Genomic DNA, 16,720 nt, shown 5'->3' with positions numbered 1-16,720 from the left:
TTCTTCGGTAAATTTACTTGCAATAGGCCAGCTATTGACGCGAAATTTGCCTTGTTTACCATATGAAAAGAAGAAAAACTATCAAACTAGCGATTCAGAAAAATAATTTTTCTGATATTTCAATTTGTTAAATATCTCTTAAACCAAGTTCAGGTTAATTAGCGAAAAAGCTGGCCGAATTTATTATTGATAATGGTTTTTATTTTACCTGTGTTAAGTAAATTTCCAAAAAGCATTAAACAACCACCAAATAATAAAGAGAGTTCAAACGGCTCTGCGTACAGTAATACCCCAACAAAAATAATTAAGGGCAAACGCAAAAAGTCTAAGGTTACTACTGTGGTTATTTCTGCATATTGCATAGCATTGGTCATACAAAAATGTGCTGATAATGCACCAATACCAATAATAACAAGCCACAGCCATTGATTGTAGTCTGGCCAAACCCAGTGATGGTACGAGAGCACCAACCCTATAGGTAGTTGCAATATACACATATAGAAAAGTATCGATATAGGTGAGTAATCTCGAGATAGTGACTTAGTGGCGGTATGTGAAATGGCAAAGCAAATAGCCGAGCCCAAAACCACAAAAGAAGCCAAGCTCATCACCCCCTGCTCGGGGTTTACAATAATAAAAACCCCTAAACTTCCCAAAAATATAGCTATAATTTTTGTTGGTGTTATCGCTTCACCTAAAAAAATCGCAGCAATTAATAGTGTCCATATAGGCACAGTAAACTCTAACGCAAAAACTTCTGCAAGTGGCAGCAACCCTATACCAAAAAACCAACCATACTGTGCCGCATAATGAAAAATATTCCGAAATAGTTGTAGGTTAAATCCCGCCAGCAATTTCCGCTTACTCGCAAAGTTAGAGCGACTACCGAATATAGCGTTAGGCTTTTTCTTGGCTACCACGGATTTCTGAATTACCGGTTTATTCATCACATTGTGCTTAAATAAATACACCAGCGACAACACCACTAAACCGACGCCACTGCGTATACATAACGATTGTGAAATTGAAAGCTCACCACTAAGCTCGCGCGCACCTACCGCTAAAATACAAAAAGAAGCCAGAGCTCCTAGCATCCAAAGAGCAAGGTACATGATTATTTCCAAGTGACTAGATAAAGTAGCTAATTTAACTGAGCAGTTACTAATTCACAAATTTAACCGAATGATATTGAATATATAAATACATAACGGAACAGGGCTACAACTTTAAGGTAAAAATTTTATGTAAAAAGCTTGCATGAAAGGTTTGCTTAAAAAAAACGCTATCAAAGATAACATCTCAAACAGCACTATTAATACCAAGACTGAGTCGATAGAATTAACTATCATTCGCTAAACCCGTCAATAACCTGAACTCTGGTTAACTCAGTTAAAATGGAAATATCATGAATATTGTTTGCGCTCACTGTTTTACTACTAATCGTATGCCCGATGAAAAACAGCACCATCAAGCTAAGTGCGGTAAATGTCAACAAGCGGTGTATTCTACTTTGCCGACCTCGTTAGGCAATAATACTTTTTACCCTTTTATTGAGCGTAACTCGCTACCCGTTATTGTCGATTTTTGGGCGGATTGGTGTGCTCCTTGTCAAAATATGGCGCCGATATTTAACCAAGTAGCACAAAGCTCACCAACGCTACTTTTTGCCAAAGTAAATACAGAGCAAGTACAAAGTATTGCACGTGATGCCAATATTCGTAGCTTACCAACTCTGGTGTTTTTTCACCAAGGGAAAGAGGTTGACAGAATTTCAGGTGGGCTTAGTCAAATACAAATGCAACAGTGGATCATGCAAACAATGCAAAAAATTTAAGCTAACCTTAAGTAATCTAATAATAAAAAGGTAAATCTATTGTGCTAATTGGTAAAACGCAGATAAAAAAAACATTCAGCGGTATTTTTTTTATTGCTATGACTGCTTTATGTTTAAGTAGTTGTACCGTAGGTGATCAAAAAAAGCTTACGCATGTCATTACTAGTAACGATCCTGAGCAAGCCTTCAAACAATACCTCGAGAATAAAAAAACCACTTATCAGCAATCGCCTGATGTTATGATCAGCGATATAAAAAATCTCGATAGAACCATTAAAAATCTCAAAAGTATTGCAGAAAAAATATGGGGTAAGAATAACTCTCAAGTTGCCAGTAATAAAAAATATGTAAAATATACCGATGGTTATCAATCAAAAGCCCAGGTAAATTTTGATACAGGCACCATAAAAATTGAAACTATCGCAACAAAGTCTCCCCTATTTCATTTAAAAGACGCCATTATCACAACGTTACTGACCAGCGAAAACCCAGCAAACACCGATATTTTTAGTGACCGAGAGCCTATTATTCAAGGGAAACCTTATTTATATGGTCAAGTGCTTGATCAAGACAAAAAAGCAATAGCCTATCAGTGGCGAGCAAGCCGCTTTGCTGACTACCTACTTAATACCCAATTAAAAAAACAAAAGATTGGTAAACACAATGTCCACTTTGTGGAGATATCTATGGTTAAATCCCATAGCAAACTACGCCAGCATAAATATGCTTCATATGTACTAGCGGCAGCAAACCGTTATCAAATAAAACCTGAACTCATTTATGCCATTATAGAAACAGAAAGTAGCTTTAACCCGTTTGCGGTAAGTCACGCTAATGCTTATGGACTAATGCAAGTTATTCCTAACACGGCAGGTAAAGATGTTTATCAGCGTATTTTCAAAAAATCAGGTACGCCCAGTAAACAAACGCTTTTTAATCCGCAAGATAATATCAATATTGGAACCGCGTATTTACATATATTACAGCAGCAATATTTGAATAAAATTAATAATAGCCAAAGTAGACATTACTCTGTTATTTCAGCTTATAACGGCGGTGCTGGTAATGTATTTAAAACTTTTAGCAGTACGAGATCATATGCTCCATCAGTAATTAATAAACTGTCGCCGCAGCAGGTTTATCAAAAGCTCACCAAGCAACACCCTAAATCCGAAAGTAGGCGCTACTTATATAAAGTCGTTAGTGCTGAAAAACGCTACAATAAGTAACTTAGCGTTTGAGTAACTTGCGAGGTATATTTAAAGGAATAGCGCATTATTCAGTTGAGTAAATTAGCTTGCTGACTTCAAAATTAGCGTCAGCTTGACACAAAAAAGCCTTAGTAGATTATTGTAATAAGGCTCATTTTCTTCTTAAAAGCGATTAAAACCTACTACAACTAATAAGCTCAAGCCTGTGCTATTTCTTACCTAAATCTTTAAGCAATGTGGTTTAGGCTTGTCATTTAATTATTCGTATAACCACATTCAGATCATTTTAGGTATTACTTTAATTAATAATCTGTAAATAGACGCTTGATACTTAAAAAACATTCCCTCCAATTAATGATTATCGCTTTAGCACTTAAAAAATCAGGCCTCACGAAAACTTTCTTACCTTATTTCGCTAATGGCGTTTTCATACCGCCCTTCAATCGTAAAACATATGTTACATAAATGTAATTTTATGTAAATAAAATGTCATTATGTAACTTGAGTACGATGCTAATTAACTGCTACGTTTAAAAATAAACCAAATGATGTTCATTTTTAAACCGCCATATAAATAATAAAACTTAATATTCTATAACAATAATAATTTCAGTAATGGTCTAGCGCCTTTTACCAAAAAAGCCTTGCCTAAATACGGAGTATATAATGAGAAAAAAGCAAACTTACCTGATAACCGCGGTGACGCTGTCTACTTGTCTGCTCGGTGCTATTTATTTGTCATCAACCGATGAAAGCAATAATGCTTCTACAGCAAAGCAAATAACGCCCAAACTAGATAACACTATTGAACATAAAGAGCTTGCTACGCAGCCTAGTGCCATGCCACTTAAAGATAACACCTCAACTAATCACTTTGCGACTAAAACAATGGAGGAAAGCACACTACCTGCTGAAAATAAGGAAGATTTTTTAGGTATTAGTCGCCGTTCAGAAGTTGCTGAAAAAGTATTAACTGATGCAGGAGTTATTCCAGCGGACTTAGATAAAGCTGAGTTTATTGAATTTGATTTAAATGCCTTAAAAGCACTAAAAGCAGGTGAATCATTTGATTTAGAAATTCCACAAACTAATGAAATTTTTACCGCAGAAGTGACTAACGTTGAGGTTTTTGACAATGGTGATAAACACATTATTGGCAATATTATCGGTTTAGATGACTCACTACACAACACCATAATTACCGTTGGCAAAGATGCATTATATGGCCAATTTACCACGGTGTCAGGTAACTGGGTGTTTGAGTCAAAAGATCAGTATGGTTGGATAGCCGCCAAACGTGATCTGTACAGAAGTCATGTTGAATTTGAAGCCGTTGAATCTGCTGCTTCAAATACAACGACTACAGGGAGCAAAGATATATTTGCCCCCAAAAAACTATAACAATAAAACGATAAAACAAGAGGAAAGAAAATGAATAATAATGTTTTAAAGGCACTTTGTGTTGCTTTAGCCTTACCTGCCGTAAGCGTTTGTGCAGAAACAATTGATATTGGGATTTTATACACCAACTCATCGGCAGCTAAAACCGCCAATATTGATACTAAAATAAATAGCTTAATTGCTTTTAGTAATCAGGTTTACCGCCAAAATGGTATTGATATTACTTTACGCCTAGCAGGTAAAAGTAATTTAGGTAACCATGCCATCACGCCAAGTAACCAGTGGCTAGATGCAGTAACAAACAGCTCATACGTGCATAATTTACGTAATCAGTGGAATGCCGATATGGTTGCCGTATTAGGTACTGGTGAATCTGCAGGGACACCTGGGCTTATATCATGTGGTTTAGCTTGGATAGGACAAGGGGCTAATGGCTCATTATACAGCTCATCAAATAGCAAAATGTATAGCATTACCGCTATTGACTGTGGCGCAACCACTTTTGTTCATGAATTAGGTCATAACCAAGGTTTACTGCACTCAAGAAAACAAGGTGATACCTCAGGCGGTGTGTACGTAGATGGAATGGGTCACGGGGTTCAAAACTCATTCGCTTCTATTATGGCTTATCCTCATGTGTTTGGTAGTGCTACACAATATGATTATTTCTCTAATCCGCAATGGAGTGTCAATGGCGTTCCTTACGGCGTAGTAAATAAATCGTATGCGTGGAAAACCGTCAACGCAACTAAAAACAGTATTTCACTTTTTAGATAATAAAGTGAGCGATAAACTAGTAGAGTAATACTATACATTGCCTACTTTTTAAAGCCGCTTGTTGCGGCTTTTTTATTATCACCATAATCCAATAAATTTCTAGCCGCTTTATCTGTCTCTTTGGCAATAAATTGCCGCTTGTTTAACAATATTGTCGTAGCGTTTTCATTTCCAACATCTACTCTTTGTTAAAAGCTCAGTATTTAATGATAAAATCAACGATTTAAAACTGGCACAGACTATGCTCTATTTGATCCAATAAATTTACGACTTCTCAATTTACACACAGTAATAAATGGACACTTATTATGATCATCAACACTAATTACGCCCAACAGGTAGAGCAAGCTCGTGTGCAAAGTACTGTACGGGTAGATTCTAATAACCAAGTTCCAATTGTTAACCCTATTCCAGGGCAAAAAGATACTTTAACCTTATCTGACAAAGCACTGGCGATGATAAGTGGTGAAACAGTAAAAGAGAGTGCACCTACTTATACGAAACCTGAAACCGCTAGAGCACTGCTGGCACAACAAGCAGCAATTGACGAAGCAAACAACCCAAACGCTACAGAGGCTAAAGTAACTGATAGCCGTTTTGCTGAAATGATGCAAAGTATATTAGATAAAAGGTTAGGCGTTGACAGTGAAAAACTTCAAGAAATTGAAGATGAAATGGAGTTAATTGCTAATGATAAAAGCATGAGCCCTGAAGAAAAGCAGCAAGCTTTAGAAGCATTAACTGAAAAACGCGATGAGATCATCGAAGAAAATATCAAAAATAATTTAGAGATGACAAAAATGTCTCCGCAAATAAATGAAAACTTAGTTTAAAAGCTTAAAAGTCTATACTAGGTTCCGTTTTTAAATAAATAGTATATTGATTTCCCTTGTAAATATTCCTTTTTTCTATAAATATAATAGCTGAGAAAAATACGGTACAGCCATAAATGTTATGAACTGTTGAGCACAATGGTCTATCCGGTGCTTTTAAAGGAATGTTATTAATGAATCGTTACTTAGCCCTCGATGCCTTTCGAGGTTTTACTATCGCGCTTATGTTATTGGTGATCACTCCAGGGTCGTGGTCGCATGTATATCCTCAGCTTTTACACGCCCAATGGCACGGTTGGACAATAACCGATGTAGTGTTCCCTTTTTTCATGTTTATTATTGGCTCTGCGATGTACTTTTCGTTTCGCAAAAGCAATTTTAAAGCCTCACCCAAAGCCATATTTCGTATAATAAAGCGCTCTGCCATTATTTTTGCACTCGGCTTAGCGTTAAACGCTTTTCCTACCTATGAAACCTTTGCCGACTTGCGCTTTATGAGCGTATTAGGGCGTATAGGCTTAGCTTACGGTATTGCTGCCATATTGGTGTTGGTATTAAATCGAGTAGGTATTTGGCTAGCTTCAGTAGTAATATTACTTGGTTATTGGCTACTACTGGCTAGCGTTGGTGATGGTGCTTACTCGTTGAACGATAACTTAGTACGTAGTGTTGATTTAGCAATAATGGGTGCTTCACATATGTGGGCGGGTAAAGGTCTCGCTTTTGATCCTGAAGGTTTGTTAAGTACTTTACCTGCTTTAGTGAGTATTTTAGCGGGTTTTGAAGCCACACGAATGATCACTCAATGCTCCAGTCAACAGCAAGCAATTAAACGTTTAATATTAAGTGGCGCTATCGCTTTGGTTGTAGGTTATGTGTGGAGTACCACAATGCCGATAAATAAATACCTGTGGACTAGCTCATATGTACTGGTAACCTCTGCAGTGGCTACGTGGTTACTGGCACTATTTATTTGGCTAACCGATATTAAAGGCTACCAAAGCGCGATGAAGCCACTATTTATTTACGGTATGAACCCCTTATTTATTTACGTGTTTGCCGCGGTTTGGACCGATTGCTATAAGTTAATTCCGATGTCTTTTGGCGCCAATGAAAGCGGCGATATGAGAGACTTTTTATTCTTTCATATGAGCCAGTGGCTAAGCCCAATAAACGCCTCCTTAGTTTACGCTATTATTCATGTGTTTATCTTTTGGCTAATTTGCTTGTTTTTATACCAACGTAAAATTGTTATTCGCATTTAATCGAGTTGTTTAGCTCAATAAACACGTAAACCCAAAACGACATTGCTTTTTACTTTGCTCATTTATTAAACTAAACTAAACAATAGCTTTTATAAAAAATTGTTTAGCATAATTGTTGAACATAACAATGGAACGTTACTATGACTACAATCAATTCAAGTGCTGCTGATTATGTAGGCTTTGTGCAAAAAGCAGTAAAAAGAAATACCGCTATTGAAGTTATTGAAGCTAAACAATCGGGTACACCTGTTAATAAAGAAGAAATTCAAGCCTCTAACCAAGCAATTAAAGATAAGTCTGTCGATGCAGGATTAGCGGTTTATCAAGCCGAGCTTAAAAAGAATGCCGTTGATACCTATATTGAGTCATCTAAAGAGGCAAAAGAGTTTTATTCCTCAAGCTCAAATGACTCAGACGACGGTGATTCGAGTAGCCCTGAAATTTATACTTTTGATGCACAAGCAGTTAATGATGCACGTGAGACAGTGCAAAAAAGAGTCGCGGGTATTGCTATTTATGAAAATATTCAATCGGGTAAAAATGAATTATAAGGCTGTTATTTTTAATGACTAATACAACTAATAGTTAGATAATTAGGGAAAGAGAGCGAAAGCTCTCTTTTTTGTTTTGTCATCCAAGTTTGTTGCCCTGTTTGGAGTTTGTTTTTCTGTCTGGCGTCGCAGTGGCGACTACAGCCAAGAAGAAAAGGACTCTACCTCCACTATCAACCTTTCCTTGGAACCCCACGGAGTCCCTACTCAGTAAAAGCATTAATAACAATTTTGAGTTTACAGTCAATGACTACCGATTAATTATTTTGATTTTTTACTACAAGCGGTTTGAGTTTGGTTCACTGTTCGCGTCGCGGTGGCGACTCCACCCAAAGGGACACTGCCTCCGGCTTCCCCTTGGAACCCCACGGAGCACCAGCTCAGTGAAAACATGAATAGCCATTTTGAGTTTACAGTCAATACCTGCCGATATTCTTCCATGAAAAGCGGCAGTCTTCGCCATCCATGGCTCAGCTTGACTGACACTTTTTCAAAATAGCGATTCATTCACTGAGATGGGTTCAGAGAGTTTGTGACACGGTACTCTCCTGTTAACTAAACACATAGCTCTTTGCTCGAACAAAAAATAATTTTCTCTAATATTCCCCCACCCTATCAACACGCGCCAAGTCTGCTTGAATCAAGTGCCGAAATGAAAGGCAATATTCACGTATGTTCATCATGACGTTGCATTGGCTCGAGATAAAACAATGGCTTGAGTTTATTTCTCTGTCTGGCGTCGCGGTGGCTACTCCACCCAAAGGGACACTGCCTCCGGCGTCCCCTTGGAACCCCACGGAGCACCAGCTCAGTGAAAACATGAATAGCCATTTTGAGTTTACAGTCAATACCTGCCGATATTCGTCCATGAAAAGCGGCAGTCTTCGCCATCCATGGCTCAGCTTGACTGACACTTTTTCAAAATAGCGATTCATTCACTGAGATGGGTTCAGAGAGTTTGTGACACGGTACTCTCCTGTTAACTAAACACATAGCTCTTTGCTCGAACAAAAAATAATTTTCTCTAATATTCCCCCACCCTATCAACACGCACCAAGTCTGCTTGAATCAAGTGCCGAAATGAAAGGCAATATTCACGTATGTTCATCATGGATGATGAACAAAGCGATGTAGGGCATGGATGCCCGTTCAGCGCTGTTACGTCGAAAATATTGCCTTGAATGGAAGACTACACTTGATTAGCAGCGTCGGGGATTCCAAAGGGGGTTCGGCGTTAAGCCCCCTTTGGGTGTCGTCGCCACCGCGACAGAGGTATCAACTTGTAGAGGTTAAAATATTTTATATATGATTATTAATTGTAAATATACAAATTTATTTTATTTATCAGATAGATCAACTTATAGGTTAAAGATATAATCATTTAATATATTTTTAGTGTGATAAAAGGATGATTTATATTTATGAATAATGATCTTATGCTTATAAGCTATCAAGGAGAAGGAGAGCCATCGAATATTCGAACATTATACAAAGATAATATTCTATATATCTCTCTAAAAGATTTGCTAATAACACTAAATAGAGAAAATAAAGAGATAAACTCATCACATATAGCTAAGTCAATGGCAAGCATTATTAAAGCTCAATTAAGCAATTTAGAGCAAGATGAATATTTACGAGTTCCGGTTAGGAAGCCTTCTTTTCAAAATGAAACTGAAATATTTGTAAACCAACCAGGACTATACAGAGTGCTTTCTAGTGATAAAAGTGCAGCGGGGAAAAAATTCCAAAATTGGCTATATAAAGAGGTAGTACCTTCATTAGCTAAACATGGTGTTTATCCAGCTCCTGATAATAATACTGACGATCAAGAAATTGAAATGGCAAAAATGCTAGCTCAAAATTCACAGTTATTACTAAATACAATGCAGAAGCAGAAATCACTCGAAAAGCGAGTAGAAAAACTCGAAGATAGTCCATCTAATGATAACTTCTACTTCACCGTTACGGAACGCTTAAATCAGCTAAACATTAATGGTTACCCAAAAGAAAGAATAACTCATATCGTTGCTTGGTGTGAAAAGCTAATTGGTACATCAACTTTTACTTTTAAGAAATGTGCATCTGGTGAAAGGTTGAATACCCTCTTTCCGCAGTTAATTATTGATAATGCGATAGACGAAGATAATAAAAGAACATGGAAGTAAATACTCTCAATGTAAAAAAATTACAAAAAACCCGCTAGATAGCGGGTTTTTAAATAAGAATTCAGTTTGCAATCAAAAGCTGATTACCAACCTGTTTTCTCTTTAAGTGCTAAACCGATATCAGCTAAAGAACGAACAGTTTTAACACCAGCCGCTTCTAATGCTGCAAATTTCTCATCAGCTGTACCTTTACCACCAGCGATAATCGCGCCAGCGTGACCCATACGCTTACCTTCTGGTGCAGTAACACCAGCAATGTAAGAAACAACAGGCTTAGTAACGTTAGCTTTGATGTATTCCGCAGCTTCTTCTTCAGCAGTACCACCAATTTCACCAATCATTACGATTGCTTCAGTTTGTGGATCGTTTTGGAACATTTCTAAAACGTCAATGAAGTTAGTACCTGGGATAGGGTCACCACCAATACCTACACAAGTAGATTGGCCGAAACCTGCGTCAGTAGTTTGTTTAACGGCTTCGTACGTAAGCGTACCAGAACGTGAAACAATACCAACTTTACCTGGTAAATGGATGTGACCTGGCATGATACCAATCTTAGTTTCGCCTGGTGTGATAACACCTGGACAGTTAGGACCAATCATGCGAACGCCAGTTTGCTCAAGCTTAACTTTAACGTCAACCATGTCTAAAGTTGGGATACCTTCAGTGATAGTTACGATAAGCTCGATGCCAGCATCGATAGCTTCTAAAATAGCGTCTTTACAGAACGGAGCTGGAACGTAGATAACTGTTGCTGTTGCGCCAGTTGCTTCTACTGCTTCACGTACTGTGTTAAATACTGGTAAACCAAGGTGAGTTTGACCACCTTTGCCTGGTGATACGCCACCAACCATTTGTGTACCGTAATCAATAGCTTGCTCTGAGTGGAAAGTACCTTGACCACCAGTGAAACCTTGACAGATTACTTTAGTATCTTTGTTAATTAATACAGACATTATTTGCCCTCCGCAGCGGCAACAACTTTAAGTGCTGCATCAGTTAATGATTCTGCAGCGATGATGTTAACATCTGAAGATGCTAATACTTCACGGCCTGCTTCAGCGTTAGTACCTTCTAAACGTACTACAACTGGAACTTTAACGCCTACTTCTTTAACAGCAGCGATAATACCTTCAGCAATCATGTCACAACGAACAATACCACCAAAGATGTTAACTAAAACAGCTTTAACGTTGTTGTCAGAAAGGATGATTTTGAATGCTTCAGCAACACGTTCTTTAGTAGCACCACCACCAACATCAAGGAAGTTAGCTGGCTTGCCGCCGTGTAAATTAACGATATCCATAGTACCCATTGCTAGGCCTGCACCGTTAACCATACAACCAACGTTACCATCTAATGCTACGTAGTTAAGTTCCCACTGTGCAGCATGTGCTTCACGTTCATCTTCTTGAGATGGATCGTGCATAGCGCGGATTTTTGGTTGACGGTATAAAGCATTACCATCGATACCAATTTTACCGTCTAAACAGTGAAGGTTACCTTCATCAGTAATAACTAATGGGTTGATTTCTAATAACGCGAAATCGAAATCGTTGAACATTTTACCAAGACCCATAAAGATCTTAACAAATTGCTTCATTTGAGTAGGGTTTAAACCAAGTTTGAAACCAAGCTCACGTGCTTGGTAAGCTTGTGGACCAACAAGTGGATCAACTTCAGCTTTGTGAATTAACTCTGGAGTTTCTTCAGCAATCTTCTCGATGTCAACGCCGCCTTCAGTAGACGCCATGAATACTACTTTACGACTTGCGCGGTCAACAACTGCGCCAAGGTATAACTCGTTAGCAATATCTGTACAGCTTTCAACTAAAATTTTAGCAACTGGCTGACCGTTCTCATCTGTTTGATAAGTAACTAAGTTCTTACCTAACCAGTTTTGAGCGAATGCTTTGATTTCGTCTTTAGTTTTAACTAGCTTAACACCGCCAGCTTTACCGCGACCACCAGCGTGTACTTGAGTTTTAACAACCCACATATTGCCACCGATTTTATCAGCCGCTTCTGCAGCTTCTTGAGGTGTATCGCAAGCGAAACCTTCAGAAACTGGTAAACCATATTCAGCGAATAATTGTTTCGCTTGATACTCATGCAAATTCATGGTGTTTTATCCATTTATCTGTAAATGATGACTGCTTTTATTTTTATCTTTCGTTTTTAAAAGACAAAACTAAAGAACAGCCTGTGAAAAGTTTCTCGATTATAGTACAAAAGCTCTAGTGACGGTAGTCAAAAGAGCTAATACTCTAGCCGACTAACTATGTTTTTTTGTATCGATAACTAACTAGCTTATATATCTAAAAGTAAACGAGCCGGATCTTCTAGCAATTCTTTAATTGTTACTAAGAAACCAACAGACTCTTTACCATCAATCAAACGGTGATCGTAAGATAATGCTAAGTACATCATAGGTAAAATTTCTACTTTACCGTCAACAGCCATTGGGCGGTCTTGTATTTTGTGCATACCTAAAATTGCAGCTTGTGGTAAGTTAAGGATTGGCGTTGATAATAATGAACCAAATACACCACCGTTAGTAATAGTGAAATTACCGCCAGTCATATCAGCCATTGATAATTTACCGTCACGACCTTTAATCGCTAAATCGCGAATACCGTTTTCAACACCTGCCATGCTTAGTTGATCAGCATCACGTAATACTGGTGTAACTAAACCACGTGGCGTAGATACCGCAATAGAGATGTCAAAGAAGTTGTGATAAACAATATCATCACCATCAATTGATGCATTTACTGCAGGGTAACGCTTAAGCGCTTCAGTTACCGCTTTTACGTAGAAAGACATAAAACCTAAACGTGTATCATGGGTTTTCTCAAATAAATCTTTATATTGAGCACGTAAATCCATAATAGGTTTCATGTTTACTTCGTTAAACGTCGTTAACATGGCAGTTGAGTTTTTCGCTTCAAGTAAACGTGTTGCGATTGTTTTACGTAAGCGTGTCATAGGAACACGTTTTTGAGTACGCTCGCCTAGCTCTTGCGCTGCTGGTGCAGCAACAGGTGCTGCAGCTGGAGCTGCTTTTGGCTTGTTAGCAGCGGCTTCAACGTCTTCTTTAGAAATACGACCGCCCTTACCTGTGCCGGTAACGTCAGCAGCTGTTAGGCCTTTTTCAGTCATTAAACGACGCACTGATGGGCTAGCAAGTTCGTCTGAGCTTACCGCATCTTCAATAGGTGCAGCGGTAGCTGCACTACCAGCACTTGCGCCTGCGTTTAATTCACCAATTTTTTGTGCACCTAATACCGTATCGCCTTCAGCATGGATAATTTTGCCGATTACGCCATTATCTTGAGCAACAACTTCTAACACAACTTTGTCAGTTTCAATATCAACTAAGTGTTGATCAACGCTCACTGTATCGCCTTCTGCAACATGCCAAGTCGCTACTGTTGCATCAGCAACTGACTCAGGCAATACTGGAACAACAATGTCGATAACCGCTGTTGCAGAACTTGCTTTTTCAGCTGGAGCACTTTTTTCTTCAGCTGAGGCTGCTGGAGCTTCTGCTGCATCACCAGCTGAGAAAGTACCAATAACTTGATCACCTAATACGGTTGCGCCTTCTGCTTGGCTAATATCAGTTAATACGCCGTCGCTTGTTGCAGGTACTTCAAGTACTACTTTATCAGTTTCAATATCAACTAATACTTGATCACGCGTAAATTTTTCACCTACTTGTACATGCCAAGTAGCAACTGTTGCATCAGCAACTGATTCTGGTAATACCGGAACTTTGATTTCGGTTGTCATTATTTTTAATTCCTTACAAACTGTCTTTGCACTATATGCACTAAGTGCGCTAATAAATTAGCGCAATAAGAATAAGTTAATCTAATGTTAACGCTTGAGTAACAAGCGCCTGTTGCTCTTTCACATGGACTGACATATAACCCACCGCTGGTGCTGCAGAAGCTTGACGACCAGCGTAAGTTAAATAAGTACCTTCAGGGATAGCCGCCCTAAAATGGTGCTGCGAACAATACCAAGCACCTTGGTTTTGTGGCTCTTCCTGACACCAAACAAATTGCTTAACATGCTGGTATTCTTTTAATACCGCTTGTAGCTCTTGCTCAGGGAACGGGTATAACTGTTCAATACGTACAATCGCAATATTGTTCAGCTCATTTTTACGACGCTGCTCAAGTAATTCGTAGTAAACTTTACCACTACAGAATACCACACGTTCTACTGCGCTTGAGTCAAGCTCATCAACTTCACCAATAACATTATGGAACACGCCCGTAGATAGCTCTTCTAATGAAGAAACCGCTAATGGGTGACGTAATAATGACTTAGGTGACATCACCACTAATGGACGACGCATTGGACGAACCACTTGACGACGAAGCATGTTAAATACTTGCGCTGGTGTTGATGGTACACAAACTTGCATATTATGATCAGCACACAGTTGCAAGAAACGCTCTAAGCGTGCAGATGAATGCTCTGGACCTTGACCTTCATAGCCATGTGGTAACAACATAGTTAAGCCACATAAGCGACCCCACTTTTGTTCACCTGAGCTAATGAATTGATCAAATACCACTTGTGCACAGTTAGCAAAGTCACCAAACTGGGCTTCCCAAATAGTTAAACCTGCCGGCTCTGCCGTAGTGTAGCCATATTCAAAGGCTAATACTGACACTTCTGATAACACTGAGTCATGTACGTTAAATGGCCCTTGCCCTTCACGAATATTTTGCAGTGGCAAATAAGTACTTGCATCAGTTTGGTTATGCAATACCGCATGACGATGGAAGAATGTACCACGACCCGCATCTTGACCTGTAATACGAACTCGCTCTCCAGCATCAACAATTGAAGCATAAGCGATATTTTCAGCCATACCCCAATCAAGTAGTTTTTCACCTGTTGCCATTTTCATGCGATCATCATAGATCTTTTTAACACGCGAATGTACTGGATGTGTTTCTGGGTAAGTTGATACTTTTGTTGCTAACTCTTTTAATTTTTCTAAAGAGATTTCTTTTTTGTAATCATCATCCCACTCGTGACCTAAGTAAGGTGTCCAATCAACAGAGTGCTGTGTCATTGGGCGCCATTGCTCAACGGTACATTGACCTTCATCAAGCAACTTACGGTAGTAAGCTGTTAACTCATCAATTTTTGCTTTATTTAACGCGCCTTCAGCGGCTAGCTTATCAGCATAAAGTTGACGTGGAGTCGGATGTTTTTTAACAATTTTATACATTAATGGCTGTGTTGCACTAGGCTCGTCAGCTTCATTATGTCCGTGACGACGGTAACAAACTAAGTCAATAACCACATCACGTTTGAATTCATTTCGGTAATCTAATGCAATTTGCGTTGCTAAAATTACGGCTTCAGGATCATCACCATTAACATGAAGAATTGGTGCCTGTACCATTTTAGCAATTTCAGTACAGTACTCACCACTACGAGTATCTTCTTGATTTGATGTTGTAAAACCAACTTGGTTATTCACAACAATACGGATTGTACCGCCGACTTTAAATGCACGTGCTTGTGACATATTAAAGGTTTCTTGTACAACACCTTGCCCAGCAATCGCCGAGTCACCGTGAATGGTAACAGGTAAGACTAAATCACCTTGATTACAATTACGTCTATCAAGGCGAGCACGAACGCTACCAATAACCACAGGATTAACAATTTCTAAATGAGATGGATTAAAGGCTAAGGCTAAATGAACATTACCGCCAGGGGTAACAAAATCAGACGAATAACCTTGGTGATATTTAACGTCACCAGAGCCTAAGATTTCATCGTGCTTACCGCCAAACTCATCAAATAACTTAGATGGGTTTTTACCCATAACGTTAACTAATACGTTTAAACGGCCACGGTGAGCCATACCCATTACAACTTCTTTAGTACCTGCAGCACCTGCGCGAGTAATTAACTCTTTAAGCATAGGTACAAGTGCATCGCCACCTTCAAGAGAGAAGCGCTTTGCACCAGGGAATTTAGCACCAAGGTATTTTTCTAAACCATCAGCAGCAATAAGGCCTTTAAGTAACTCAGTTTTTTCATCAACAGAAAGTTGTGCTTTTGACTGTACCGACTCAAGACGTTGTTGTAACCAACGCTTTTCATCTGTTGACGTCATGTGCATATATTCAGCGCCGATAGAGCCACAGTATGTAGCTTTCAATGCTTTAAATAAGTCACCTAACTTCATAGTTTCTTCGCCACTTGCGAATGAACCTACGTTGTACTCTTTGTCAAAGTCGTTTTCTGATAAGTCATGATGAGCAAGTTGTAAATCACGTACTTTGTCGCGTTGCCAAAAACCTAATGGATCTAAGTTGGCGTTTTGATGACCGCGAAATCTAAAAGCGTTGATAAGTTGTAAAACTTTAACTTGCTTAGCGTCACCTCCTCCAGAAATAATAACTTGTTTACTTTGCTGTTTAGCTAGCACCTTAAACTCGTCACGAATAGCGGAGTGGCGGTATTCCACTTCACTACCTTCTACTTTAGGAAGTTGACTAAAAATTTCTTGCCATTCTGCTGATACAGAGGCTGAATTATCTAGGTATGATTCGTACAATTCTTCAATATAAGCGATGTTGCCACCGTTTAAATGGGAAGACTCTAACCAAGCCTTCATTACACCTTCTGGCATTGCC

13 protein-coding genes are annotated in these 16,720 nt (G+C 38.8%); 8 read left to right on the top strand and 5 right to left on the bottom strand.

Annotated elements, in window-relative coordinates; translation table 11 throughout:
• Nucleotides 1–158: 158 nt before the first annotated feature.
• Nucleotides 159–1,112 (bottom strand): DMT family transporter, encoded by a 954-nt coding sequence (locus KO495_RS03820; RefSeq protein ID WP_215979070.1) that lies wholly within the window; start codon nt 1,110–1,112, stop codon nt 159–161.
• Between the two features lie 293 nt (nt 1,113–1,405).
• On the opposite strand from KO495_RS03820, the gene trxC reads away from it, so the two are divergent.
• The 8 genes from trxC to KO495_RS03780 all read left to right on the top strand — a co-directional run bounded on the left by trxC (nt 1,406) and on the right by KO495_RS03780 (nt 10,040).
• The gene (trxC, locus tag KO495_RS03815) at nt 1,406–1,834 is read left to right on the top strand and encodes a thioredoxin TrxC (RefSeq protein WP_215979069.1); all 429 of its coding nucleotides are present in this window, start codon (nt 1,406–1,408) and stop codon (nt 1,832–1,834) included.
• 41 nt (nt 1,835–1,875) lie between these two features.
• Nucleotides 1,876–3,063, top strand: a complete 1,188-nt coding sequence (mltC, locus tag KO495_RS03810; RefSeq protein ID WP_354668360.1) for a membrane-bound lytic murein transglycosylase MltC — start codon at nt 1,876–1,878, stop codon at nt 3,061–3,063.
• 648 nt (nt 3,064–3,711) lie between these two features.
• The gene (locus KO495_RS03805) at nt 3,712–4,446 is read left to right on the top strand and encodes a hypothetical protein (protein WP_215979068.1); all 735 of its coding nucleotides are present in this window, start codon (nt 3,712–3,714) and stop codon (nt 4,444–4,446) included.
• 30 nt (nt 4,447–4,476) lie between these two features.
• Nucleotides 4,477–5,223 (top strand): zinc-dependent metalloprotease family protein, encoded by a 747-nt coding sequence (locus tag KO495_RS03800; protein ID WP_215979067.1) that lies wholly within the window; start codon nt 4,477–4,479, stop codon nt 5,221–5,223.
• Between the two features lie 308 nt (nt 5,224–5,531).
• Complete coding sequence (locus KO495_RS03795) at nt 5,532–6,056, top strand: hypothetical protein (RefSeq protein WP_215979066.1); 525 nt, start codon at nt 5,532–5,534, stop codon at nt 6,054–6,056.
• A 173-nt stretch (nt 6,057–6,229) separates the two neighbouring features.
• Nucleotides 6,230–7,321 (top strand): DUF5009 domain-containing protein, encoded by a 1,092-nt coding sequence (locus KO495_RS03790; protein ID WP_215979065.1) that lies wholly within the window; start codon nt 6,230–6,232, stop codon nt 7,319–7,321.
• A 140-nt stretch (nt 7,322–7,461) separates the two neighbouring features.
• On the top strand, nt 7,462–7,872 hold the full coding sequence (locus tag KO495_RS03785; RefSeq protein WP_215979064.1) for a hypothetical protein: 411 nt from the start codon (nt 7,462–7,464) through the stop codon (nt 7,870–7,872).
• 1,421 nt (nt 7,873–9,293) lie between these two features.
• Nucleotides 9,294–10,040 carry a BRO family protein gene (locus KO495_RS03780; RefSeq protein ID WP_215979063.1) on the top strand — a complete coding sequence of 249 codons (747 nt, stop codon included), beginning with the start codon at nt 9,294–9,296 and terminating at the stop codon, nt 10,038–10,040.
• A gap of 83 nt (nt 10,041–10,123) precedes the next feature.
• Here KO495_RS03780 and sucD read toward each other — a convergent pair whose 3' ends face one another.
• From sucD to KO495_RS03760, 4 genes are all read right to left on the bottom strand, one after another.
• Nucleotides 10,124–10,996, bottom strand: coding sequence for a succinate--CoA ligase subunit alpha (sucD, locus tag KO495_RS03775; protein ID WP_215979062.1), 873 nt, complete (start codon nt 10,994–10,996; stop codon nt 10,124–10,126).
• The gene (sucC, locus tag KO495_RS03770; RefSeq protein ID WP_215979061.1) at nt 10,996–12,162 is read right to left on the bottom strand and encodes an ADP-forming succinate--CoA ligase subunit beta; all 1,167 of its coding nucleotides are present in this window, start codon (nt 12,160–12,162) and stop codon (nt 10,996–10,998) included. Before sucC ends, sucD begins: the two co-directional genes overlap by 1 nt.
• A gap of 188 nt (nt 12,163–12,350) precedes the next feature.
• A complete protein-coding gene (gene odhB, locus KO495_RS03765; RefSeq protein WP_215979060.1) occupies nt 12,351–13,835 on the bottom strand; it encodes a 2-oxoglutarate dehydrogenase complex dihydrolipoyllysine-residue succinyltransferase in 1,485 nt (494 codons plus the stop codon).
• Nucleotides 13,836–13,911: 76 nt separating this feature from the next.
• A complete protein-coding gene (locus KO495_RS03760) occupies nt 13,912–16,716 on the bottom strand; it encodes a 2-oxoglutarate dehydrogenase E1 component (RefSeq protein ID WP_215979059.1) in 2,805 nt (934 codons plus the stop codon).
• Nucleotides 16,717–16,720: the final 4 nt, after the last annotated feature.

It is taken from the genome of Colwellia sp. D2M02 (assembly GCF_018860755.1).
Taxonomy (GTDB): Bacteria; Pseudomonadota; Gammaproteobacteria; order Enterobacterales; family Alteromonadaceae; genus Colwellia; species Colwellia asteriadis.
Note: the sequence above shows the minus strand (reverse complement) of the source record. Positions and strands in the feature narration are given on the sequence as shown.

What these genes read in the sequence shown, in the direction of transcription:
- KO495_RS03805 (WP_215979068.1), top strand. Translation starts at nt 3,712, where the DNA reads ATGAGAAAAAAGCAAACTTACCTGATAACCGCGGTGACGCTGTCTACT.
- KO495_RS03780 (WP_215979063.1), top strand. Translation starts at nt 9,294, where the DNA reads ATGAATAATGATCTTATGCTTATAAGCTATCAAGGAGAAGGAGAGCCA.
- trxC (WP_215979069.1), top strand. Translation starts at nt 1,406, where the DNA reads ATGAATATTGTTTGCGCTCACTGTTTTACTACTAATCGTATGCCCGAT.
- sucD (WP_215979062.1), bottom strand. Translation starts at nt 10,996, where the DNA reads ATGTCTGTATTAATTAACAAAGATACTAAAGTAATCTGTCAAGGTTTC.
- KO495_RS03800 (WP_215979067.1), top strand. Translation starts at nt 4,477, where the DNA reads ATGAATAATAATGTTTTAAAGGCACTTTGTGTTGCTTTAGCCTTACCT.
- KO495_RS03760 (WP_215979059.1), bottom strand. Translation starts at nt 16,716, where the DNA reads ATGCCAGAAGGTGTAATGAAGGCTTGGTTAGAGTCTTCCCATTTAAAC.
- KO495_RS03790 (WP_215979065.1), top strand. Translation starts at nt 6,230, where the DNA reads ATGAATCGTTACTTAGCCCTCGATGCCTTTCGAGGTTTTACTATCGCG.
- KO495_RS03785 (WP_215979064.1), top strand. Translation starts at nt 7,462, where the DNA reads ATGACTACAATCAATTCAAGTGCTGCTGATTATGTAGGCTTTGTGCAA.
- KO495_RS03795 (WP_215979066.1), top strand. Translation starts at nt 5,532, where the DNA reads ATGATCATCAACACTAATTACGCCCAACAGGTAGAGCAAGCTCGTGTG.
- odhB (WP_215979060.1), bottom strand. Translation starts at nt 13,835, where the DNA reads ATGACAACCGAAATCAAAGTTCCGGTATTACCAGAATCAGTTGCTGAT.
- KO495_RS03820 (WP_215979070.1), bottom strand. Translation starts at nt 1,112, where the DNA reads ATGTACCTTGCTCTTTGGATGCTAGGAGCTCTGGCTTCTTTTTGTATT.
- sucC (WP_215979061.1), bottom strand. Translation starts at nt 12,162, where the DNA reads ATGAATTTGCATGAGTATCAAGCGAAACAATTATTCGCTGAATATGGT.